19 protein-coding genes and 1 tRNA gene are annotated in these 22,353 nt (G+C 67.6%); 11 read left to right on the forward strand and 9 right to left on the reverse strand.

What is annotated here, in order from left to right; genetic code table 11:
- Positions 1-28: 28 nt before the first annotated feature.
- On the forward strand, positions 29-1,513 hold the full coding sequence (gene pyk, locus AC5RVG_RS11170; RefSeq protein ID WP_494013889.1) for a pyruvate kinase: 1,485 nt from the start codon (positions 29-31) through the stop codon (positions 1,511-1,513).
- Between the two features lie 106 nt (positions 1,514-1,619).
- Here pyk and AC5RVG_RS11175 read toward each other — a convergent pair whose 3' ends face one another.
- Positions 1,620-2,213, reverse strand: coding sequence for an ANTAR domain-containing response regulator (locus AC5RVG_RS11175; RefSeq protein ID WP_493977830.1), 594 nt, complete (start codon positions 2,211-2,213; stop codon positions 1,620-1,622).
- Between the two features lie 137 nt (positions 2,214-2,350).
- On the opposite strand from AC5RVG_RS11175, the gene AC5RVG_RS11180 reads away from it, so the two are divergent.
- Positions 2,351-2,431 (forward strand) — tRNA-Leu (locus tag AC5RVG_RS11180).
- Between the two features lie 264 nt (positions 2,432-2,695).
- Here AC5RVG_RS11180 and ligD (AC5RVG_RS11185) read toward each other — a convergent pair.
- Positions 2,696-3,940 (reverse strand): non-homologous end-joining DNA ligase, encoded by a 1,245-nt coding sequence (gene ligD, locus AC5RVG_RS11185; RefSeq protein ID WP_494013890.1) that lies wholly within the window; start codon positions 3,938-3,940, stop codon positions 2,696-2,698.
- 180 nt (positions 3,941-4,120) lie between these two features.
- Between ligD (AC5RVG_RS11185) and AC5RVG_RS11190 the strand changes: the two genes are divergently transcribed.
- Positions 4,121-6,298, forward strand: coding sequence for an elongation factor G-like protein EF-G2 (locus AC5RVG_RS11190; RefSeq protein WP_494013891.1), 2,178 nt, complete (start codon positions 4,121-4,123; stop codon positions 6,296-6,298).
- A 24-nt stretch (positions 6,299-6,322) separates the two neighbouring features.
- Here the strand turns inward: AC5RVG_RS11190 and AC5RVG_RS11195 are convergent, their stop codons facing one another.
- Positions 6,323-6,775: an SRPBCC family protein gene (locus AC5RVG_RS11195; RefSeq protein ID WP_494013892.1), complete on the reverse strand. Its 453-nt coding sequence runs from the start codon at positions 6,773-6,775 to the stop codon at positions 6,323-6,325.
- A gap of 235 nt (positions 6,776-7,010) precedes the next feature.
- Between AC5RVG_RS11195 and AC5RVG_RS11200 the strand changes: the two genes are divergently transcribed.
- On the forward strand, positions 7,011-7,442 hold the full coding sequence (locus AC5RVG_RS11200; RefSeq protein ID WP_494013893.1) for a YybH family protein: 432 nt from the start codon (positions 7,011-7,013) through the stop codon (positions 7,440-7,442).
- 75 nt (positions 7,443-7,517) lie between these two features.
- Here AC5RVG_RS11200 and AC5RVG_RS11205 read toward each other — a convergent pair whose 3' ends face one another.
- On the reverse strand, positions 7,518-8,192 hold the full coding sequence (locus AC5RVG_RS11205; protein ID WP_494013894.1) for an alpha/beta hydrolase family protein: 675 nt from the start codon (positions 8,190-8,192) through the stop codon (positions 7,518-7,520).
- Between the two features lie 50 nt (positions 8,193-8,242).
- Here AC5RVG_RS11205 and ligD (AC5RVG_RS11210) point away from each other — a divergent pair, with 50 nt between their 5' ends.
- Complete coding sequence (gene ligD / locus AC5RVG_RS11210; RefSeq protein ID WP_494013895.1) at positions 8,243-9,265, forward strand: non-homologous end-joining DNA ligase; 1,023 nt, start codon at positions 8,243-8,245, stop codon at positions 9,263-9,265.
- A 52-nt stretch (positions 9,266-9,317) separates the two neighbouring features.
- On the opposite strand, the gene AC5RVG_RS11215 is transcribed toward ligD (AC5RVG_RS11210), so the two are convergent.
- Together AC5RVG_RS11215 and AC5RVG_RS11220 are read right to left on the reverse strand one after the other, a co-directional pair.
- Positions 9,318-9,938 (reverse strand): L-threonylcarbamoyladenylate synthase, encoded by a 621-nt coding sequence (locus AC5RVG_RS11215; protein ID WP_494013896.1) that lies wholly within the window; start codon positions 9,936-9,938, stop codon positions 9,318-9,320.
- Between the two features lie 65 nt (positions 9,939-10,003).
- A complete protein-coding gene (locus tag AC5RVG_RS11220) occupies positions 10,004-10,366 on the reverse strand; it encodes a nuclear transport factor 2 family protein (RefSeq protein ID WP_494013897.1) in 363 nt (120 codons plus the stop codon).
- A 138-nt stretch (positions 10,367-10,504) separates the two neighbouring features.
- On the opposite strand from AC5RVG_RS11220, the gene AC5RVG_RS11225 reads away from it, so the two are divergent.
- Complete coding sequence (locus AC5RVG_RS11225; RefSeq protein WP_494013898.1) at positions 10,505-11,053, forward strand: dihydrofolate reductase family protein; 549 nt, start codon at positions 10,505-10,507, stop codon at positions 11,051-11,053.
- A gap of 706 nt (positions 11,054-11,759) precedes the next feature.
- Positions 11,760-13,319: an HNH endonuclease gene (locus AC5RVG_RS11230; RefSeq protein WP_494013899.1), complete on the forward strand. Its 1,560-nt coding sequence runs from the start codon at positions 11,760-11,762 to the stop codon at positions 13,317-13,319.
- A 117-nt stretch (positions 13,320-13,436) separates the two neighbouring features.
- Here the strand turns inward: AC5RVG_RS11230 and AC5RVG_RS11235 are convergent, their stop codons facing one another.
- Positions 13,437-13,946, reverse strand: a complete 510-nt coding sequence (locus tag AC5RVG_RS11235) for a hotdog fold thioesterase (RefSeq protein ID WP_494013900.1) — start codon at positions 13,944-13,946, stop codon at positions 13,437-13,439.
- Between AC5RVG_RS11235 and polA the strand changes: the two genes are divergently transcribed.
- The 4 genes from polA (at position 13,945) to AC5RVG_RS11255 (ending at position 20,439) form a co-directional block, all read left to right on the forward strand.
- Entirely contained in the window at positions 13,945-16,719 is a 2,775-nt protein-coding gene (gene polA / locus AC5RVG_RS11240; protein ID WP_494013901.1) for a DNA polymerase I, read from the forward strand. The genes AC5RVG_RS11235 and polA overlap by 2 nt on opposite strands.
- A gap of 108 nt (positions 16,720-16,827) precedes the next feature.
- Positions 16,828-18,138 carry a GNAT family N-acetyltransferase gene (locus tag AC5RVG_RS11245; protein ID WP_494013902.1) on the forward strand — a complete coding sequence of 437 codons (1,311 nt, stop codon included), beginning with the start codon at positions 16,828-16,830 and terminating at the stop codon, positions 18,136-18,138.
- A gap of 287 nt (positions 18,139-18,425) precedes the next feature.
- Complete coding sequence (gene rpsA, locus AC5RVG_RS11250) at positions 18,426-19,898, forward strand: 30S ribosomal protein S1 (RefSeq protein ID WP_493980210.1); 1,473 nt, start codon at positions 18,426-18,428, stop codon at positions 19,896-19,898.
- A gap of 232 nt (positions 19,899-20,130) precedes the next feature.
- On the forward strand, positions 20,131-20,439 hold the full coding sequence (locus AC5RVG_RS11255) for a PRC-barrel domain-containing protein (RefSeq protein ID WP_494013903.1): 309 nt from the start codon (positions 20,131-20,133) through the stop codon (positions 20,437-20,439).
- 54 nt (positions 20,440-20,493) lie between these two features.
- Here AC5RVG_RS11255 and AC5RVG_RS11260 read toward each other — a convergent pair whose 3' ends face one another.
- On the reverse strand, positions 20,494-21,627 hold the full coding sequence (locus tag AC5RVG_RS11260; protein WP_494013904.1) for a class I SAM-dependent methyltransferase: 1,134 nt from the start codon (positions 21,625-21,627) through the stop codon (positions 20,494-20,496).
- A complete protein-coding gene (locus AC5RVG_RS11265) occupies positions 21,620-22,294 on the reverse strand; it encodes an IMPACT family protein (RefSeq protein WP_494013905.1) in 675 nt (224 codons plus the stop codon). The genes AC5RVG_RS11260 and AC5RVG_RS11265 overlap by 8 nt, the downstream gene beginning before the upstream one ends.
- Between the last annotated feature and the right edge of the window lie 59 nt (positions 22,295-22,353).

Genomic DNA, 22,353 nt, shown 5'->3' on the forward strand with positions numbered 1-22,353 from the left:
ATGGCCGCATTCTGATTAGGGTAGGTATATGAGACGCGCAAAAATCGTTGCAACCTTCGGCCCAGCCATCGCCAGTTACGAGAGCACCTTGGCCGTCCTCCAGGCGGGCGTGGACGTGGCCCGGATGAACATGAGCCACGGCGACTACCGCGTGCATCAGCAGACCTACGACAACGTCCGCAAGGCGTCGGCCGAACTGTCCAAGCCGGTGGGCATCTTCGCCGACCTGCAGGGCCCCAAGATCCGCCTGGGGCGCTTCGTGAACGGCCCCCACCACCTCGCGGTGGGGGACCGCTTCACGATCACCACCGAGGACGTGGAGGGAACCGCCGAGCAATGCTCAACCACGCACAAGGGCCTGCCGGGCGACGTCAACGTGGGCGACTCCCTGCTGATCGACGACGGCAAGGTGGCGCTGAAGGCCATCGAGGTCGACGACGTCAAGCTGGTCACGGAAGTCACCGTGGCGGGTGCGGTGTCCAATAACAAGGGCATCAACCTGCCCGGCGTCGCGGTCAACGTCCCAGCCCTGAGCGAGAAGGACGAGGAAGACCTGCGCTGGGCGCTCAAGACCGGCGTCGACATGGTGGCCCTGTCCTTCGTGCGCAACGCCGGCGACGTCCGGCGGGTCCACGAGATCATGGACGAGGAGGGACGCCGCGCCCCGGTCATCGCCAAGATCGAGAAGCCGCAGGCCGTGGACGCCATCGAAGAGATCATCGACGCGTTCGACGCCATCATGATCGCCCGCGGCGACCTGGGCGTGGAGTTGCCGCTGGAGGACGTGCCGCTGGTCCAGAAGCGCGCCGTCGAACTCGCCCGCCGCTGGGCGAAACCGGTGATCGTGGCCACCCAGGTGCTCGAATCGATGATCGATAACCCGCGGCCCACCCGGGCCGAGGCATCGGACTGCGCCAACGCCGTGCTGGACGGTGCGGACGCGGTCATGCTCTCGGGCGAAACTAGTGTGGGCAAGTACCCGCTGGAGACGGTCCGGACCATGGCCCGGATCATCGAGTCCACCGAGCAGCACGGGCTGGACCGCATCCAGCCGCTGGGCAGCCAGCCGAAGACCCGCGGCGGCGCCATCACCCGGGCGGCCGTACAGATCGCCGACCAGCTCGACGCCAAGTACATCTGTACGTTCACCCAGTCGGGCGACTCGGCCCGCCGGCTCAGCCGGCTGCGCCCGGGGCGGCCGGTATTCGCGTTCACCCCGCTCCAGTCCACCCTGAACGTGCTGTCGCTGACCTGGGGCATTCAGCCGCTGGTCGTGGAGTTCGTCGAGCACACGGATCATATGACCGCCCAGGTGGACCGGATCCTCTACGAGCGCGGGCTGGTGGAGATTGATGACCTGGTCGTCATCGCCGCCGGTTCGCCCCCGGGCAAGGCCGGTTCCACCAACTCCCTGAAGGTGCACCGGGTAGGCGACCTGGCGGATGCCGGCGAGCTGCTGGACGGCCAGCCGCACCCCCGGCCCGAGCGGGTCGGCCCCTGGCCGACGTCGTAGGCGAAGGGCCGGCGCAGTCCACGGACAACAGAACGGCCTCCGGATCATTCCGGAGGCCGTTCCCGTAGTCTGGGTTCGCCAACCTTGGTTGGCCGTTCGCGTTGCCTTAGTTCACCTGGTTGATGATGGTCTCGGCGACTTCGCGCATGCTCAGCCGGCGGTCCATCGACGTCTTCTGGATCCAGCGGAACGCTTCCGGCTCGGTCAGGCCCATCTTGGTGATGAGCAGGCTCTTGGCCCGCTCCACCAGCTTCCGGGTCTCGAACTGCTCCTGCAGGTCGGACACCTCGGACTCCAGGGCGGCGATCTCTTCGTGGCGGGAGAGCGCGATCTCGATGGCCGGGATCAGGTCCGCCGGCGTGAAGGGCTTCACCACGTACGCCATGGCACCGGCGTCGCGGGCGCGCTCCACGAGCTCTTTCTGGCTGAACGCGGTCAGCAGCACCACCGGGGCGATGCGTGCCTTGACGATCTGCTCCGCGGCCGAGATGCCGTCCATCACGGGCATCTTCACATCCATGAGGACCAGGTCCGGCTTTAGTTCCTGGGCGAGTTCCACGGCCTTTTCGCCGTTGTCGGCTTCGCCAACGACGTCGTAGCCCTCGCCCCTCAAAATTTCGACGATATCCAGGCGGATCAGTGTCTCGTCCTCCGCGACGACGACGCGGCGAGCGGGGACAGACTCGGTTTGTTCAGACACTGGCGCTCCTAGAGTGTTGCGTTGCCATTGGCATGGCGTCGGTTCCGTGAAATAGCCTATCGGCATGTAGAGTAGATTCGCGCACCGGGCAGCATGACGGTTTTCACAGTTGGAGACCGGCTTCGCGACCGATGCAGGCCCGAGTGGCGGAATGGCAGACGCACCGCACTCAAAATGCGGCGGGGAAACTCGTGTGGGTTCGAATCCCACCTCGGGCACGTTTTTACTGTGCGGAGGCATGTAGGTCTCTGGTAGTGGACAAATGTTGACTTGTGGGCCCCTTCGGGGTCTTTCATTTGTCGGCCGTTGCCGGGGCAGCCGGCTCCTCGCTTGGTTTTGGCGCAGTGGCGCTGCAGATTGGTCATGGCGGAGCTGTTCCGCGTCGGAACTGCAAGACGTGACATTGGCTGGGGGACAAGCTGCACCTTGCAGACACCGGCTGTTCCGTTGGCTTTGTGCGCTTCCGGTTTTTGGTCAGTGGGTTAGGACCCCGGGCGCCCCGGCCAGTCCTTGCCGGCCCATGGGTCGTAGTCGCTGATGAGCTCCTCCTGCGGCGGCCGCTTCGTTACGGGGACGTGCTGCAAGTTCACTCGCACCCTGTACCAGAGCGAGCTTGATCCGCGCATTCCGTCGACGAGCACATCAGCCGGTTGCAGGGCCGGGACGACGTCCGCATGCCGAGTCTTCCACTCATCGAGCGCCGCGTACGCCTCGGGCTTGGTCTTGGTTCGGGCCACTTCAATGAGCGGCATCATCGACTTCCGGCGGCCGGAGCCGTCGCCACCGCCCGGCGGTTTCTCGGCGGGGCCGAGCTCGGCCGCCAAGGCGAGGAGCCCGTCGAGGGTGCCGACCGCGTCATCGATGCCGGCGTGAGGGTCGCCCACGTCGGCGAAGCGCTCGAGCACCGAGCGCACAGTGAACTGTTCCGGCCGGGCGGAGGTGACCTCGTCCCATGTGAGCGGCGTCGAAACCCGGGCGTCGGGCAGGGGCCGGATCGAGTACGCGGAAGCCACGGTGCGGTCTTTGGCGTTCTGGTTGAAGTCGACGAACACACTCTCGCCGCGCTCCTCCTTCCACCACCGTGCGGTGGCGAGGCCGGGAGCGCGGTTCTCGACCTCGCGAGCGAGGGTCTCTGCGGCGAGCCGCACGTGGCGGTACGACCATTGAGGCGCGATGCGCACAAGGATGTGGAGTCCCCGCGACCCACTCGTCTTCGGCCAACCCACCAGTCCCACGTCGTTGAGCACTTCCCGTGCGACGCAGGCGACGTCGACGATCTGCGACCAGTCGACTCCCGGCATCGGATCGAGGTCGACCCGCAGCTCGTCGGGGTGCTCGAGGTCCTCGGCGCGCACGGGGTGCGGGTTGAGGTCCAGGCATCCAAGATTCACGACCCACGCTAGGCCCGCAGCATCCCTAAGGACGGCCTCTTCGGCTGATGTCCCCGACGCATAGTGCAGCGTTGTCGTGTGGATGAAGTCAGGGTGGTTTTCAGGCACGCGCTTCTGAAAGAATGGCTCAGCATCGATGCCCTTCGGGAAGCGCTTGAGCACCATTGGGCGGCCGCCGGCGCCGCGCAGTGCACCATCCGCGACGGCAAGGTAGTAGCGAACCAGGTCGAGCTTCGTCAGCCCGGGTTGTGGGAACACCACCTTGTCCGGACTCGAGATGCGAACCTCGCTGCCGGCAATGTTAAGGATCTCGGCTGGGGCCTTCGACGGGTTCATTCCGCCACGCTAGCAACGATCGGATGTCCCAACCAGACCAGCTGCGCGGCAGCCCGGCCTGGTCTTGTTTGCACAGGGATGCGGTCCAACCCTTGCCGGTGTACCCCTTCTGGGTGTCGAATCAGTTAACAGCACGCGAGTGTGCAGGGACGAGGCTGCCTACGACGCCAGGAGGCGCTCATGTCGGGGAAATCGGCCAACGGGTTGGCGAAGGGTTCTGGACGGAGCGCGGATCTGCGACGGGCGGAGGTCTCCGCCGCGGCAACGGTGTCCCGGCCGGAGCAGATCCGCAACGTGGCGTTGGTGGGCCACTCCGGTGCCGGGAAGACGATGCTCGCGGAGGCCCTCTTGCTGGCGGCGGGGGCCACGAACCGGATGGGTTCGATCGTCGACGGCACCACCGTCAGCGACTCGGATCCCTCCGAGATCCGCCAGCAGCGTTCCGTCGTGCTCTCCGTCCTTCCCGTGATGTTCGACGACGTCAAAATCAACCTCTTGGACACTCCGGGCTATTCGGACTTCACCGGCGAGCTGCGGGCCGGTCTTCGTGCCGCCGACGCCGCCCTGTTCGTCGTGTCCGCCGTGGACGGGATCGATGCCGCGACCACCGCGCTGTGGGGCGAATGCGAGAGCGTCGGGATGCCGAGGGCGGTGGCCATCAGCCGGCTGGACCACCCGCGGGCCGACTTCGAAGCGGCGCTGGCCGGCTGCCGCCGCGCCTTCGGCGAGTCCGTGCAGCCGCTGTACCTGCCGGTGCGGAGCGGGGCGGACCTGACGGGGCTGCACGCCCTGCTGTCCGGCATCGTATCGGACTACAGTGCCGGGGAACGAAAGCCCGATGTCCGTCCCGCGGGCGCCGGGGAGCTCGCGGGAGCCGAGGAGGCCCGCAGCGCCCTGATCGAAGGCATCATCGCCGAGAGCGAGGACGAGTCCCTGATGGACCGTTATCTCGGCGGCGAGGAAATCGGCCTCGATGTGCTGTTCTCCGACCTGGAGACCGCCGTCGCGCGCGGATCCTTCTACCCGGTGCTGGCCACCTCCTCGGAAACCGGGCTGGGCATCCCGGAGCTGCTGGACATGCTCCAGCGGGCATTCCCGTCCCCGCTCGAGCGCCCGATGCCGGCGGCGACGGGACTCTACGGTTCGCGCAGCACCCCGCTGCGCTGCGACCCCGACGGACCGCTCGCCGGCGAAGTGATCCGCACGACCACGGACCCGTTTTTGGGCCGGGTCTCCCTGGTCCGGATCTTTTCGGGCACCCTGCGGGACGACTCCGCCATCCACGTGTCCGGGCACGGGCTCGCCGACCGGGGCCACGCCGACCACGACAGCGACGAACGGGTCACGCATCTGCACGCCCCGCTCGCCTCGACCCTGCGGTCGGTGTCCCTGTGCATCGCCGGCGACATCTGCGCGTTGACGAAGATCGGCACGGCCGAGACCGGCGACACGGTGTCGTCGCGGGAGCAGCCGATGCTCATCCAACCCTGGGAGATGCCGGAACCGCTGTTGCCTGTCGCGGTGGAGGCGGCCACGCGCAACGACGAGGCCGCCCTGGCGAAAAGCTTGGCCAAGGTGGCCGCGGGCGACCCGACCCTGCGGGTGGAGCGGCACACTGAGACCCACCAACTCATCCTGTGGTGCATGGGCGAATCGCACGCCGAGGTGGTGCTCGACCGGCTGCGCGGGCAGGGCGTGAATGTGCAAACCGTCGACGTCGTCACGCCCCTGCGCGAAACGTTCGCGATAGGGGCCACCGGACGCGGACGCTACGTCAAGCAGTCCGGCGGGCACGGCCAATTCGCCATCTGCGAGATCGAGGTGGAACCGCTTCCGCGGGGCGCCGGGTTTGAATTCGTGGACAAGATCGTGGGCGGCATCATCCCGGGGCCGTACATCGCGTCCGTCGAGAAGGGTGTCCGGGCGCAGATGGAAAAAGGCGTCTCCGCCGGCTTCCCCGTCGTCGACATCCGCGTGACACTGGTCGGCGGCAAGACCCACAGCGTCGATTCCTCCGACGCGGCCTTCCAATCCGCGGGTGCCCTGGCCCTGCGGGAAGCCGCAGCGGCGGCGCGCATCCAGTTGCTCGAGCCGGTCTCCGCCGTGACGATCACGGTGCCCGACGACTACGTGGGAACTGTGATGAGCGACTTGTCCGCACGGCGCGGACGGCTGACCGGATCGGATTCGGCCGGCGGGGACCTCACCGAAATCAGTGCAGAAGTCCCGGACCAGGAATTGCTGCGCTACGCCATCGATCTTCGTGCGCTGACCGGCGGCACCGGGCGTTTCCGGCGGGCCTACCTGAGGCACGACCCGGTGCCTTCGGCGGCGGCGACGGGGGTCGGGCAGCGGTAAGGTCTTCGGCCGGGACGGGTCCGGTCACCCGCCGGAGCGGAGGACGCGGGCGAGTTTTCCCAGGGCGTCCGTCCAGCCGGCCCGGTGCAGGCCGAGACGTTCCTCGGTGGCGAACCCGCCCTGCCGGAGGGCGAGGCGGGTGCCGTCCTCCGAGGGTTTGAGGGAGAGCGTGACGACGGTTTCGCGGTCATCGGGCGCGGGCTCCTCCCACCGGAAGGTGTAGGCGAGGCGGCGCGGAGGGAAGAATTCGAGAAACTCACCGGCGAGGTGGAAGGGCGGGCCGTCGGGCGGTTTCATCGTCAGCCGGTAGGTGCCGCCCGGCCTGGCGTCGAGCACGGCGTCGGGTGTTGTGAAACCTTCGGGACCCCACCATGTGGCCAATTCACCCGCCTCCGTCAGCATGCGGAAAACCTTGTCGCACGGCGCGGCCAGGACCACCTTCAGCTCCAGCACGAAACCGCCGGGTTGCTCGTTCATCGGACGCGGCCCCTTCCGGCACCGACCCCGCAGTTGAAGGCGTGGGGGCCCCTTGTCCGACCATCGTAGTCCCGGCGTGCGGTCGCCGGCCCGGCCATCGTAGTCCCGCCGGCCGGCCCCGTGCAGGAGCCCGGGGTCGACACCGGTCATGGACATCCCCGGATGCCGGTGGGAGCATGGCTGTATTCGCGCCCCGGCCGCACGGCCCCGGCGGGAGGCAGCGGCTGGAGGAATCATGCCAGGGCCCGATCTCGAACTTGTTGCCGAGCGGTATCACCGAGCGCTGGACGCGTTCGTCCAGGGAAACCCCGCTTTGGCGAAGGACCTGTTTTCGCGGCAGGAGGAGGTCACGCTTGCCAATCCGTTGGGGCCGCCTGCCCGTGGCTGGGCGGAGGTCGAGGCGGCCATGGACCGGGCGGTATCGCATTTCAGGGAGGGCGAGCCGATCCGGTTTGAACGGATTTCGACCTACGTCGCGACCGATCTGGCCTACATCGTCGAAATCGAGCGGACCCGGGTGAAGGTCAGCGTGTCCGATTCGGCGTCCCCGATCTCGCTGCGGGTCACGACGATATTCCGGCTGGAGGACAGCAACTGGAAGATCATCCACCGTCACGCCGATCCCATCACCTCCCCGCGGACCATCGATTCGATCGTCGAGCAGTAGCCGGCAGCCGGCCGGCGGCAGGCGCCGCGGGCCCTCGACTCCATCGTCGGGCACTGGCCGGCAGCCGGCCGGCGGTCAGGCGCCGCTGACCCTCGAGCGGAGGAATTCGGCAGCAGGGCCGGCGAGCGATGCCCCAATCTCCGCCGCCCCTCTTCTCCCGCCCTTGACGTCGAAGGAATGGTCGCCGCCTTCCTGCCAGGCGAGCACGGCATTCGGGCCGATGCGTGCGACGACGGACTCGAGCAGTTCCGGGGTTGCGAAGGTATCGCGGGTGCCCTGCAGGAACAGCATGGGCAGCGTGAGGCCATACAGGTGCTCGTCGCGCAGCCTGTCCGGTTTCCCCGGCGGGTGCAACGGATAGCCGAGGTACACCAGGCCGGCGGCCGGCATTCCCTCCGCCACGGCCATCGACGCCATGCGGCCGCCGAAGGATTTGCCGGCCGCCCACAGCGGTTCACCTTCGGACCGCGCTGCCGCTTCCCGCATGGCCGAACGCCACGCCACGATGGCAGCCGGCGGGCGGTCCGGAAACTTCCTGCCGGCCTCCCGGTAGGGGAAGTTGAAGCGCAAGGTGGCTACGCCGTCGTCGTTCAAGGCGCGGGTGAAACCGGACAGGAACGGGTGGTCCATGCCCGCGCCGGCCCCGTGGGCCACCACCAGCGAAGCGAAGGGGGACTCGGGGCGGGCGTAGATACCGGAGACAGTGGTGTCGCCGACGTCGATGGTCACGGTGGACTCGGTGATAGGCATGCTCCCATCATGCCCTCGCCAGAAGCGAGTGTGTGTGTTTAGGTGTTCCCATGGCCAGCGAACAGACAACGCTGACGGTCGACGGACCGCACGGCGAGCGCGAGGTGCGCATTTCGAGCCCGAGCCGGGTGATGTGGCCCGAACTCGGGATCACCAAACTGGATCTGGCGCGCTACATCGCGGAGGTTGGCGAGGCCTTCGTCCGCGCCAACGGCGACCGGCCGGTGTCCTTGCAACGGTTCTCGAACGGGGTCGACGGCGAGCAGTTCTTCTCGAAGAATCCGCCCAAGGGTGCGCCCGAGTTCGTGCGGTCGGTGATGGTGGTGTATCCGAGCGCCCGGTCGCACCCGCAACTGGTCCTCGACGAGCCCGCCGCGGCGGTGTGGGCGGTGCAGATGAACACCGTGGTGTTCCACCCGTGGCCGTCGCGCGCGGGGAACTCCGACAACCCGGACCAGCTTCGCATCGACCTGGACCCGCAGCCGGGGACCTCGTTCGACGACGCCATCCCGGTGGCGATCGAACTGCGGTCGGTGCTGGCGGAGGCCGGACTCAACGCGTTCATCAAGACCTCCGGAAACCGCGGGCTGCACATGTTCGCGCCGATCGAGCCGACGCACGAATTCCTGGACGTGCGCCACGCCGTCATCGCCGCGGCGCGGGAGATCGAGCGGCGGATGCCGAAACAAGTGACGACGTCGTGGTGGAAGGAGGAGCGCGGGGAGCGGATCTTCGTGGACTTCAACCAGGCCAACCGCGACCGGACCATGGCGGGTGCCTACAGCCCGCGGGCCCTGCCGAACGCGGCGGTGTCCTGCCCCATCGCATGGGACGAACTCGAGACGGCCGATCCGAAGAACTTCACGATCGCCACGGTTCCGGACAGGCTGAAGACAACCGGCGACCCATGGGCCCGCATGCATGATGAGCCGGGCAAGATCGACGTCCTGCTCCAGTGGTGGGAACGCGACCTCGCCGCGGGCCTGGGGGAGATGCCCTTCCCGCCCGACTATCCGAAGATGCCGGGCGAGCCGCCGCGGGTGCAGCCCAGCCGGGCGCGCAAGAAGGACTAGCGGGCCCGCCAACCTGACGGATACCGCCCTCGGCGACCGCCGCCCCCGGCCCCTATTCGAACCGGGACGGGTCGCCGGCCCCGTAACGGACCACTTCGGCAGTGCCGCCGGAAAAGTCGACGACCGTGGAGGGCTCGGACCCGCAGTCGCCGCCATCCACCACGGCGTCCACCACATGGTCGAGCCGGTCCTTGATCTCCCAGCCCTGGGTCAGCGGTTCCTCCTCGCCCGGCAGCAGCAGCGTGCTGGAGAGCAGCGGCTCGCCCAGCTCCGCCAGGATCGCCTGCGCGACGTTGTTCGCCGGAATGCGGACGCCCACGGTCTTCTTCTTCGGATGCATTAGCCGGCGGGGAACCTCCGCGGTGGCCGGCAGAATGAAGGTGTAGCTTCCCGGCGTCACCGCCTTGATGCTGCGGAAAACCTTGTTGTCGACGTGCACGAACTGGCCCAGCTGGGCAAAGTCCTTGCAGACCAAGGTGAAATGGTGCTTGTTGTCGAGCCGGCGAATGGTCCGGATCCGTTCCAGGGCGTCCTTGTTGCCCAGCTGCGCGCCGAAGGCATAACAAGAGTCGGTCGGGTACACGATCAACGCGTCCGACTGAACAAGGCCAACAATCTGGCCGATCGACCGCGGCTGGGGATCCTGGGGGTGTACGTCGAAGTATCTCGCCATTCCCCGAGCTTACGGCCACGGGCGCGGTTGATGCATGAGCGGAGCATCCTGTGCGGGCGTCGGTCTCAGGAAGGGACCGACTGGTCCATCCACCACTCCGTGAAGTGGGTTGCCCGGCCTTCGCCGTTCAACCGGATCACCCACAAATTGCTGTAGGTGCGTCCGTCCCGGTGGTAGGCAGTCGTTCCCTCCACCACGGAGACGTCGTCGGTCACGGCGACTTCGTGCCACTCGAAGGTCGCCGCGCCGGGCTCATCCTTGCGGGCCAGCCACTGCTGGACGATGCTGTCCCGGCCACGCCACGGGTCCGTCCACGGCTCCGGCCGGTACTCGGCGTCGTCGGCAAACAGGGCTCCGATCTGATCCGGGTCATTGGTTTCCCACGCCTGCCGGTAAGCGGTGATCCACGCCGCCGTCTTCCCATCCATCCCACCGTTGTACTGCGGCGGCCGCGGGCCGACAACCCCGGCATCCCCACGGGCCGCGTGCGGACCGATAACCCCGTCTTTCCCGCGGGCCGCATGCCACGCTTCCGCTGGTTGAACCCGCTGGCTAGCATGGGGCCCATGGCCCGGAATATCTACTACGTCGGCAGCTCGGTGGATGGGTATATCGCCGACCGCAGCAACAAGCTCGACTGGCTCACGCAATTCAACGACGCCGCCGGCGTCCAGGACAGCTTCGAAACCTTCATGCAGCGCATCGGGTCCATCGTGATGGGCTCCGAGACGTACAAGTTCGTGCTGGAGCAGGCACCGGAGGAGTGGCCCTACGGCTCAACACCCACCTGGGTCTTCACGCATCACGAACTGCCAGGCATCCCCGGAGCGGACATCACGTTTGTGCGAGGCGACGTGGGTATCTTCCACGACGACATCTGCGCCGACGCCGGCGAGAAAGACGTGTGGCTGGTCGGCGGCGGTCAACTTGCCGCGCAGTATGCGTCGGCCGGCCTGCTGGACGAACTCATCCTGACGTTGGTGCCGGTAATGCTGGGCGGAGGACAACCGCTGCTACCGGTTACCAGCACGACGGCGCCCGCCCGGCTGCGCGGCAGCCGCACCTTGGGCGACTTGGTAGAGATGCACTACGACCTCAACCCGGTGGCGGTCTAGCCTCGCGCCTGGGCGGGGCCCCCGCGCGGTCCTGCTGCAACCACAACTACCGCCCTCCAGCTCAGCGGCGCGCCTTGCGCCGCTTTGTCCTTCAGCCTCCGCAGTCCGCCTTCAGTCTTCCAATGTTGACCAAGGACGCTCGGGCCTCCGCCTTCCCCCAATGTCGTCCTCCGGCGTCCCTGCACCGCCTGTGTCCCTGCTCGACTATCCAGACTCACGGCACGATACCACTCATCCGCGGCTCTCAGCGGGGAATTTCCGCATCGCCCGAAACTGTCAGTGGCGGCCGATAGCATGTTTTCAGTAGCAGTTGAGCACCATCGTTGGCCGCCGGGTAGTGGGTTTGCCGGCGGCGTCTGCGGATCCGTGCAGGGTTCGTGACCGTTCATAGTCGAAGCCATGCAGTATGCATGCTGAAGATTGAGACGCTGAGATGTTTGATCCGGCCGTACCCGATCCTCCCGCCGCAGCATCGCCTGCTGCAGGACCTGTCGGAGACCCGTCTGCCCCAGCCCGGTCTGCCGTAACGTCGTCTGCCGCAACCGGGGACGCCGCAGCATCTCCTGCCGAAACCCCGTCTGTCACAACCCCGGCCGCCCCGGTATCACCTGCCGGCAGCGGTTCGAGGCGGGAGCCCGGACCGGCCTCGGCACCGCTGGATTCTGCCGCTGTTCGGGCTGCGGCCGCTGCCCTCGAGGGCATCGACGTGGGTGCGCCGGAGCGGGAGTTGGTGGAGGAGCTGACGGCGCTGGAGGGTTTGAAGGCGGCCGCCGCGGCCGCGCAGGCCAGGGTCCAGGTCGCGTTGGAGGAATCAATGCGTGCCCGCCGTGCCAGCGCCGGGATCCCGAAAGACCGGCAGGGCGCCGGGGTGGCCGCCCAGATCGGGTTGGCCCGGCGCGAGTCCCCGCACCGTGCCGCGGTCCTGCTGAACCTCTCCCGGACCCTGGTCACACAGATGCCGCACACCCTGGCCGCCCTGGCCGCGGGGGACCTGAACGAATACCGGGCCGAGATCCTGGCCCAGGAGACCGGCTGCCTGTCCCGGGAGCACCGGGCACGGGTGGACCGGGAACTGGCCGGGAACCGGGAGCGGCTGCACGGGCTCGGGAACCGGGCGCTGCGGGCCGAAGCCAAGCGCCTGGCCTACCGGCTCGATCCCCGCTCGGTGGTGGGCCGGGCGGCGAAGGCCGAAGCGGACCGGCATGTGTCCTCCCGGCCTGAGCCCGACACGATGGTCTCGGTCCGGACCCTGCTGCCGGTCATCCAGGGGGTGGCGGTGATGGCTGCCCTGCACAAGGAAGCGGACCGGCTGCGCAGCACGGGCGACCCCCGGTCGCGGGGCCAGATGATGGCCGATACCGTGTTCGAACGGGTCACCGGCCGCAGCACCGCTGACCCGGCCCGGCTGGAAATCCAGTTGGTGATGACCGACCGTGCCCTGCTCCAGGGTGAGGCCGAACCGGCCTGGCTGACCGGGCACGGCATCGTCCCGGCCCGTTACGCCCGCAACCTCACCGGCCCGCCGCAACAGCCGGCAACCGACGGCAGCCCGCCGGGCGGGGTCGGGCAGAAGGCGCCGCCGGCCGGGACCGAACCGGGGTGGAAGACCGCCCGCGAGCAGGCCCAACGCAACAAGGTGTTGAAACAGGCCAGCGTGGAAGACGTCTGGATCCGCCGCCTCTACACCGCGCCGGGGACCGGGCAACTGCTGGGGATGGACTCGGCCGCACGGAGATTCCCGGATGGGATGCGCCGGATGATCCACGCCCGCGACGCGGTCTGCGCAAGGCCCTGGTGCGACGCCCCGATCCGGCACATCGACCACATCGTGCCCTGGACGCAAGGCGGTGAAACCACCATGGCCAACGGCCAGGGACTGTGCGAACAATGCAACCAGTCAAAGGAAGCCGAAGGCTGGTCCAGCCGCCCTGTTGATGGACCCCACCACACGGTGGAAACCATCACCCCCACCGGACACACCTACACCTCCACCCCGCCACCACTACCAGGCACCCCGCCAACCGGAGCGTCAGAGACCGATAAGGCCAGAACCGAGACGGTGCCGCCGGGCACAGTGATGTCGGCCGCAGGGACCGCCCAGCCATCCTTGGCATCGAGCGCAGAAATCATTCACGGCGCGTTGGCCGCTGCCGCGGCGAACAGCGATGACGACGCCGACGACGGCGCCCGGCGGAGCGCCTGCACTGCGGGCGGTTGGGCAGTAGTGAAAATCCCGAGGGACAAGCTCGCGCCGTCGGCCGCCTAAATAGCCAGCACAAGAGGGAGTGGCGCTGACCAGCGCAAGGGGGAATGGCGCTGGCGCCGATCCCAGCAGTGCGCCGATCTGGCCTCCGGGCTCGCGGGCCAGGGTTTCGAAGAGTGCCTACCCGTTGTCGCGGATCAAATTGGTGATCCGCGCCGTGGAGAGGCGCCGCCCGTCCTCATCGGTCATCACGACTTCGTGCACGGTCAGCGAACGCCCCAGCTGGATGGCCGTCGCAGTGCCGGTGACCAGTCCTGAGGAGACGGAGCGGTGATGGCTGGCGCCGACTTCGATGCCGACGGCGTGTCGGCCGGCGCCCGCGTGTAGAGTCGCCGCGAAGGACCCCAGCGTTTCAGCCAGCACCACGTGTGCGCCGCCATGCAGGATGCCGGCCACTTGGGTATTTCCTTCCACCGGCATCGTTGCCACCATGCGCTGCGGCGTCATCTCGCTGAAAACGATGCCCATCTTCACCACGAGCGATCCCACCCCGGTGTGTATCAGCCACCGGTGCAAGTGTTCCGGGACACCGGCGTCGACCAGTTCGGCGATCGTGGCCGCGGCCGTGGCCGGAAGCGCGCCCTGCGAGTGTCCCGCAGCACTGTCGCCGGGTGTGAATTTGTCGCTCATGGGAACTAGGCTGGCAGGTGTGAGTGAAACTAACAAACCGGCAGCAGCGACCGTGACAGTAGAGGCGGAGGGAGCCCCCGTTTCCGGCCCGGAGAGCGAAGCATCGGGGCCAAAGCGCCTGCTGCTGATCGATGGCCACTCGATGGCGTTCCGCGCGTTCTACGCCCTGCCGGTGGAAAACTTCTCCACGGATACCGGCCAGCACACGAATGCCGTCTACGGTTTCACCTCCATGCTGATCAAGATGATCGAGCAGCGCGAACCGACCCACATCGCCGTGGCGTTTGACCTGGACACTCCCACCTTCCGAACCGAGGAGTATTCCGAGTACAAGGGCGGCCGTAACAAAACGCCCGAGGAATTCCACGGCCAGGTGGACCTGATCGTCAAGGTGATGGAGGCGATGCAGATCCCCACCGTCACCTTGGACGGGTACGAGGCCGACGACGTCATCGCCACCCTGAGTGAGCGGGCGGAGAAGTCCGGCTGGGAGGTTCTGGTGGTGTCCGGGGACCGGGACGCGTTCCAGCTCATCACGGACAAAGTCACCGTGCTGTACCCGAAGAAGGGCATCAGCGACATCCCGCCGATGGACGCCGACGCGGTCGAAGCCAAGTACTTCGTCCGGCCTGAACGGTATGCCGATCTCGCGGCGCTCGTCGGTGAGACCGCCGACAACCTTCCCGGCGTCCCCGGCGTGGGCCCAAAGACCGCGGCGAAGTGGATCAACCTCTACGGCGGCGTCGAAGGCATCCTGGAGAACCTGGATTCGATCGGCGGCAAGGTCGGCGAGGCGCTCCGGGCCAATGTCGATTCGGTCAAGCGCAACCGCCGGCTGAACCACCTGCTCCGGGACCTGGACCTCCCCGTGAAGCTGGAGCACATGGTGCTGCAGCACCCCGACCGGACCGCCATCGAGGAACTCTTCGATGCGCTCCAGTTCAACACCCTGCGCAAGCGGCTCTTTGACCTTTTCGGCGAGGAGGACGCCGTCCGCGAGACGGAGGTCAATGCCCCCGCCCACACGGTGGTCACCGATGCGGCCGCCCTGAAGGAATGGCTGGAGGAGACCAACCAGCACAACGTCGCCCTGCAGCTGGTGGCCGAAACCGCGGAAGGCGGGGACGACGCCGTCGGGCTGGCCCTGGTGGCCCACGCCCAGGCCGCCTACGTGCCGCTGACTTCGCTGGACGCCGACGCCGAGCAGTTGCTGGCACACTGGCTGTCCGACCTTGACGCGCCGAAGGTCGTCCACGACTTCAAGTACGCCTACAAGGTTCTCTCGCGGCGCGGGTTCGAGCTGTTGGGCGTCGTCGACGACACCGCGATTTCGGCCTATCTCATCCAGCCGGACCGGCGCAGCTACGAACTGGCGGACCTGGCCCAGTACCACCTGAAGATGTCCGTGGCGGCCCCCGAAGCCGCGGCGAACGGACAGTTGGAGCTCGGCCTGTCCGAGGATGACAAGGCCGGACCGGCCGTCGTGCAGGCATTCGCCGCGCTGCAGCTGAGCGAACACTTCGCCGGACAACTGGTGGACCGCGGCGCCAACCAGCTGCTGGGTGGGCTTGACCTGCCCCTGTCGCTGGTATTGGCGCGGATGGAATTGGACGGCATTGCCGTGGACGCCGGCGCGCTGGACCGGCTGGTGGACGACTTCACCGTGACCATCGACGCAGCCAGCTCGGCGGCCTTCGGCATCATCGGCAAGGAAATCAACCTGGGCTCGCCCAAGCAGTTGCAGACGGTGTTGTTCGAGGAGCTGGGGCTGCCGAAGACCAAGAAGATCAAGACTGGTTATTCGACCGACGCCGATGCGCTCAACGACCTGTTCGCCAAGACGGGCAACGAATTCCTGGTCCAGTTGCTGGCCTATCGCGATGCTTCAAAGCTGCGGCAGACGGTGGAAGGCCTCCGCAAGACCGTGGCGGATGATGGGCGGATCCACACCACCTACGCGCAGACGGTGGCCGCCACCGGCAGGCTGTCCTCCATCAACCCGAACCTGCAGAACATCCCGGTCCGGTCGGAGGCCGGCCGGCGCATCCGGGAAGCGTTCGTCGTCGGCGAGGGCTACGAGCTGCTTCTGACCGCCGACTATTCGCAGATCGAAATGCGCATCATGGCCCACCTGTCCGGAGACGAAGGCCTGATCGAGGCATTCCGCTCGGGCGAGGACCTGCACCGGTTTGTCGGCGCGCACATCTTCGGGGTCGCGCCCGAGGACGTCACCAGCGAGATGCGCGCCAAGGTCAAGGCCATGTCCTACGGCCTGGTGTACGGGCTGAGTTCGTTCGGGCTGTCCAAGCAGCTGAACATCTCCGTGGACGAGGCGCGGACGCTGATGAAGGAATACTTCTCGCGGTTCGGCGCCGTCCGCGATTATCTGCGCGGAGTGGTGGACAAGGCCAGGGTGGACGGGTTCACCTCGACGATCGAAGGCCGCCGCCGTTACCTGCCGGACCTGGCCAGCGACAACCGCCAGCTGCGCGAGATGTCGGAGCGGGCCGCGCTGAACGCGCCCATCCAGGGATCGGCGGCGGACATCATCAAGAAGGCCATGCTCGGCGTCTCGGAGGAGCTGCGCCACCAGGGACTGAAGTCCCGGATGCTGCTGCAGGTCCACGACGAACTCGTGCTCGAAGTAGCGGCGGGGGAGCGGGAACAGGTGGAGAAGTTGGTGCGCGCCCAAATGGGCGGCGCCGCGGAACTGACCGTGCCGTTGGACGTGTCCGTCGGCGTCGGCGCCAACTGGCAGGAAGCCGGACACTAGACACGTCCAGCCTCCAGTGTCCCGGCACGCGGAGGCGGTGACGGTTCTGTGCGATGGCTGCGGCTCCCTCTGGTGGACCGGGGGGAGGTGCCGCTAGGCTCGTAGATCGTGACCACGCGCACTCAGGAAACCCGCCAGGACATCCGCATCGACCGGTTTGCCGCCGGGCTCGACGGCGACCGGCCCGACGCCAGGACCCTCGGCTGGTTCGAAGCGGTCAGGTTCGGGTTCCACGACGGCAAGCCCGATGCCTCCGACATCGCCGCCTACGCCCGGGTCTACGGGATGGACCAGCGGATCCTGTGGGGTGCCTACGACGACACGCAGCGCCCTGGCGTGTGGGACCCCCAAGTACCTGTCGCTACTTACGCCACCATGGTCAACACCCTGAACGTGGGCGGCGGGCAGCTGCTGGACACCCACCTGATCACCGCGGTGACGGTCCGGGCGACGCATCGGCGCCGCGGCCTGCTGCGGCGGATGATCACCGACGACCTGAAACAGGCGGCCGGCCGGGGACTCGCGATGGCGGCGCTCACCGCTTCCGAGGCCACCATCTACGGACGCTTCGGGTTTGGCGCGGCGACGTTCATCCGCGAAGTGGAAATCGATGCCCGCGAACGGTTCGGGCTGCGCGCCGCGGCGACGGGGACGATGGAGTTGGCCGACCCGGCTTCGCTCCAGGACCTGGCGCCGGAAATATTCAACGGGTTCCACGCCCGGACCCCTGGCTCGGTCGGACGCCAGGCCAGTTACGCCTTCCGCGTCTCCGGCCGCTGGAGCGAGGACAAAACGTCGGAAGACAAGTCGCTGCGGGCGGCCGTCCATTACGACGGCGACGGCCGGGCGGACGGCTATGTCAGCTACCGCTTTGCCGGCTGGGACAGCAAGCCCTACACCGTGAAAGTGGCTGACCTGGTTGCCGCCGGACAGGATGCGTACGTGGAGTTGTGGCGTTACCTCGGGTCGCTGGACCTGGTGGAACGGATCAAGTTCCCGCTCGGGCCGGTGGAAGATCCGCTGGCGTGGGGACTGGCGGACAGCCGCGGCTACGAGGTGGCGGCGGTCGAAGATGTGTTGTGGCTGCGCGTGCTGGACCCGGTAGCGGCCCTCCAAGCCAGGCCGTACCTGCACGACGGCTCGTGCACACTGCGGATCACCGATCCGCTGGACATCTGCGGCGGCGCCTACCGGCTGACCGTCAAGGATGGCCGGGGAGTGGTCGACGTGCTGCCGGAGGACGCGGACGTCGACGCCACAGTGCCCGTGGATTCCCTGGGGTCGCTCTATCTGGGCGGAGTCCGGGCGCGGACCCTGGCGGCGGGCGGCCACTTCTCCGGTACGTCAGCGGAGGCAGTGTCCAGGATGGACCGACTGTTCGCAACGGACACCGCTCCGTATTGCATCACGCATTTTTGACCCTTCCGGGAGAGGGGCCGCGGGCACAGTTTCGGCGTGCACCTGCGCCTTGACGAGGCGAGTCGCTTTGCCGGGATTGGCGCGACCAGTTAGACTTATTGGGCGCGTAATGCGTATGGAGAGCCCTTCGGTGAAGGGCAGGCTCCATGAGCTTCACCAAAACACATCAGTCCGTTTCCGTAAACGGCAATGCATCCCTTGTGCTGCAGCGGTTCAATGCTGCTGCGCGCCGGGAAGCAGGGCAGCAGCGGAACTCAGAAAACTATCCACATCGGAGCCCCTACTACATGACCATCACCTCCACCGAGAAGCCCGGTACCCCGCAGGTCGCCATCAACGACATCGGTACCGCTGAAGACTTCCTCGCAGCCGTCGACGCGACCATCAAGTACTTCAATGATGGCGATCTGGTCGAAGGCACTGTCGTCAAGGTTGACCGCGACGAAGTCCTGCTCGACATCGGTTACAAGACCGAAGGTGTCATTCCCTCCCGCGAGCTTTCCATCAAGCACGACGTCGACCCGGGCGAAGTTGTCTCCGTCGGCGACGAGGTCGAAGCCCTGGTGCTGACCAAGGAAGACAAGGAAGGCCGCCTGATCCTGTCCAAGAAGCGTGCTCAGTACGAGCGCGCCTGGGGCGACATCGAGAAGGTCAAGGAAGAGGACGGCGTTGTTACCGGCACCGTCATCGAGGTTGTTAAGGGTGGCCTGATCCTCGACATCGGCCTGCGCGGCTTCCTGCCCGCGTCCCTCGTCGAGATGCGCCGCGTGCGCGACCTGGCTCCGTACATCGGCCAGCAGATCGAAGCGAAGATCATCGAGCTGGACAAGAACCGCAACAACGTTGTGCTGTCCCGCCGTGCATGGCTCGAGCAGACCCAGTCCGAGGTCCGCTCCACCTTCCTCAACAAGCTCGAGAAGGGCCAGGTCCGCCCGGGCGTCGTCTCCTCGATCGTCAACTTCGGTGCCTTCGTGGACCTGGGCGGCGTCGACGGCCTGGTGCACGTCTCCGAGCTGTCCTGGAAGCACATCGACCACCCGTCCGAGGTCGTCGAGGTTGGCCAGGAAGTCACCGTCGAGGTGCTCGAGGTGGACCTGGACCGCGAGCGCGTGTCCCTGTCCCTGAAGGCCACCCAGGAAGACCCGTGGCAGACCTTCGCCCGCACCCATGCTCTGGGCCAGATCGTCCCGGGCAAGGTCACCAAGCTGGTTCCGTTCGGTGCGTTCGTCCGCGTCGAAGACGGCATCGAGGGCCTGGTCCACATCTCCGAGCTGGCCGTGCGCCACGTGGAGCTGGCCGAGCAGGTCGTCTCCGTCAACGACGAGGTCTTCGTCAAGGTCATCGACATCGACCTGGAACGCCGCCGCATCTCGCTGTCCCTGAAGCAGGCCAACGAGGGCGTCGATCCGGAGGGCTCCGAGTTCGACCCGGCCCTGTACGGCATGGCTGCCGAGTACGACGAGCAGGGCAACTACAAGTACCCGGAGGGCTTCGACCCGGAGACCAACGAGTGGCTCGAAGGCTACGAGGCGCAGCGCGCCGCGTGGGAGCAGCAGTACGCCGACGCCCAGGCGCGCTGGGAAGCCCACAAGAAGCAGGTTGCTGCCTCCATGGCAGAGGAAGCCGAGGCTCCGAGCGAGTCCGAGGCCGCACCGACCAGCTACTCCTCCGACGCCCCGGCAGCTCCGGCCTCCAGCGGCGGCACCCTGGCTTCCGACGAAGCCCTGGCTGCACTGCGTGAGAAGCTGACCGGCCAGTAACAACGGCCCTCGGCGCCGGGGCAACCCGGCATCGCTGACTGAGGAACCCCCGCACCCCTAGGGCGCGGGGGTTCCGCCGTCTCCGGCGCCTTTCCCTAAGCGCCGGAAGACCGTCGCTGCGCGGCCGGTGCCCGCCCGGGGGTTGCTGCGGTCCTTGCCCGGTCCAGGCGTGGGATTTAGGGTGAGGAACGTACGCACACCCACGCAGGCCGTTGGCCGGAATGGAGAGAACATGGCAGAAAAAGTCGACATTCACGCCTTGCAGCGATCCACAGTGTGGGACAGCGAGCAGCAGAAACTGGGCGTGGTGGGGCAGGTCCACCAGGATCCGGAGACCGGAACCATCACCTGGCTCACGGTTGGCCTGGGCCTGGCCGACACCCGCGAAAAGTTCGTGCCGGTCGCCGGAGCCCGCATCGAGTCACGCGACGTGTATGTCGCCTACAGCCATGACACCATCAAGGACTCGCCCTCGCCGGACGCGTCCGACAGCCTCACCCCGGAGGAAGAGGCCGAGTTACGCAGGTACTACGGGACCTAGGGCTGCCCGGCCGGGGAAACGGCAGCAGACGCCCAGGCACGCGGGAGCCGCTCCTCAGCGCCGTGCGCTGACGGTGACCGTGAACTTGGAGTTCCTCGCCACCTGCCGGGTGGGACCCACGAGCCGGTTCAGCGCCGGCTTATAGGCCAGGTGGCTGTTCCAGACAGTCCAGAGTTCCCCGGCCGGCCCCAGCACCCGCCCGGCGTCGGCGAAGAGCTTCAGCGCGATGCCCGCGTGCACGGCGTTGCCAATGTGGAACGGCGGGTTGAGCACCACCAGCTGCTCGGAGGCCGCCGGCAGGGTGGACAACGCATCGTCCCGGCAAACCTGCACGCGGTCCGCCACGGCGTTTGCTTCCGCCGTGGCACGTGCCGACGCGACGGCGGAGGCCGACTGGTCGGTTGCAAGCACCCGCATGCCCGGGCGTGAGAGGGCCAGATAGGCGGCGATGGATCCGTTGCCGCAACCGAGATCGACGGCGCGGTCCGCCTGCCGGGCGCCCGCCAACAAGGGCAGCAGGAACCGTGTACCGGGATCCAGCTTGGGCCCGCCGAAGGTGCCGCCGAAGGCAAGCAGCCGCAGCGGAACCGGCAGCCCGACGTCATGCTCTTCCGCCAGGGGGAAGCGCCCGCCCGTCGCCGGCAGCGGACCCGTGGCCGTGAGCACGCGTGCCTTCTGCCGCGCCAGCCCCGCGGTCACGGAAGAGAAGGAGGCGCCGAGTACGGAATTCATCGCGGTGGTCATGTGCTTGACGCGCCCGCCGGCCAGCACGGTGACGCCCGGCGAGGCGGCCGCCGCGATGCAGCCGGCGATCTCCTCCAGCGCATCCAGCGCGCGGGGCAACTGCAGCAGCACGAGCCGTGCGCCGTCGAACGCCGCCGGTTCCAGCAGGACATTCCGGTAGCCCGTCAGTCCCTTCCGCGCGGCATTGTTGGCCAGGGCCTGCTCGGAGCTGAGCGGATCCTGGACCACGCGCATGCCCTGCTTGCCGGCTGCCGCGAGGGCCAGCGTCAGCGCCCCGTAGTGGTCGTTGACGACCGTGATCCGGCTGCCGTCCACGCCGTCCAACAGGGGCGCGGCGGTGTCCAGGAGCAACCTGTCCGCCGCGTCGTAGGCGAAGAGGTTGTCAGCATCCACATCCGGCCAGCGCCGAAGCTCGGAAAAATCGAACGCGGGCCGCTCAGTCAAGGTCCACCCATTTCGTGCCCAGCGGTTGCGCGCCCGGACCACCCGAGGTCAGCGCGGCAAGCTGCTCCTCGAACCGGGAAATGACTGCCGGCTCGTCGTCGATCGCCAGGCTGATCCGGACCCCGTCGGCTCCGTACTCGCTGCCAAGCACCACGGTGCCGGCCGCGCGCAGGTCATTTTCCAAACGCCCGGCGTGGGCATGCGCCGCCGGCACCGCGAACAGGCGCATCCGGCGCCGCCGGACCAGCGGCGCGGCCGCCACGGCCTGCGACACCGACTCCGAATACGCCCGCACCAGTCCTCCGGCTCCCAGCAGGATGCCCCCGAAATAGCGGACGACGACGGCCGCGACGTCGCTGAGGTCCGTCACCCCGGGCGCCGTCTCGCGTTTGAGCAGGGCCTCCAGCATGGGCGACCCGGCCGTGCCGGCGGGCTCGCCGTCGTCGTTGGAGCGCTGGACGCCCCGGTCCGGGCCCAGCAGGAAGGCACTGCAGTGGTGCCGGGCGTCGTGGAATTCGCGGCGCAGCTCCGCGACCAGGCCGCGGGCTTCTTGCTCCGTTTCCACCCGCCGCAGCACCGTGATGAACCTCGAGCGTTTGACCTCGATCTCATGCCGGTGCTCGCCGGCTACGGTGGTGTAGCTGCTGCCGGGGGACGGGGGAACCATAGGATCCAGCCTAGTGCGCCCGCCCGGGTCCCTTGTCCGGCGGGCCCACGCGTGCCTAG

The organism is Arthrobacter senegalensis, assembly GCF_059091765.1.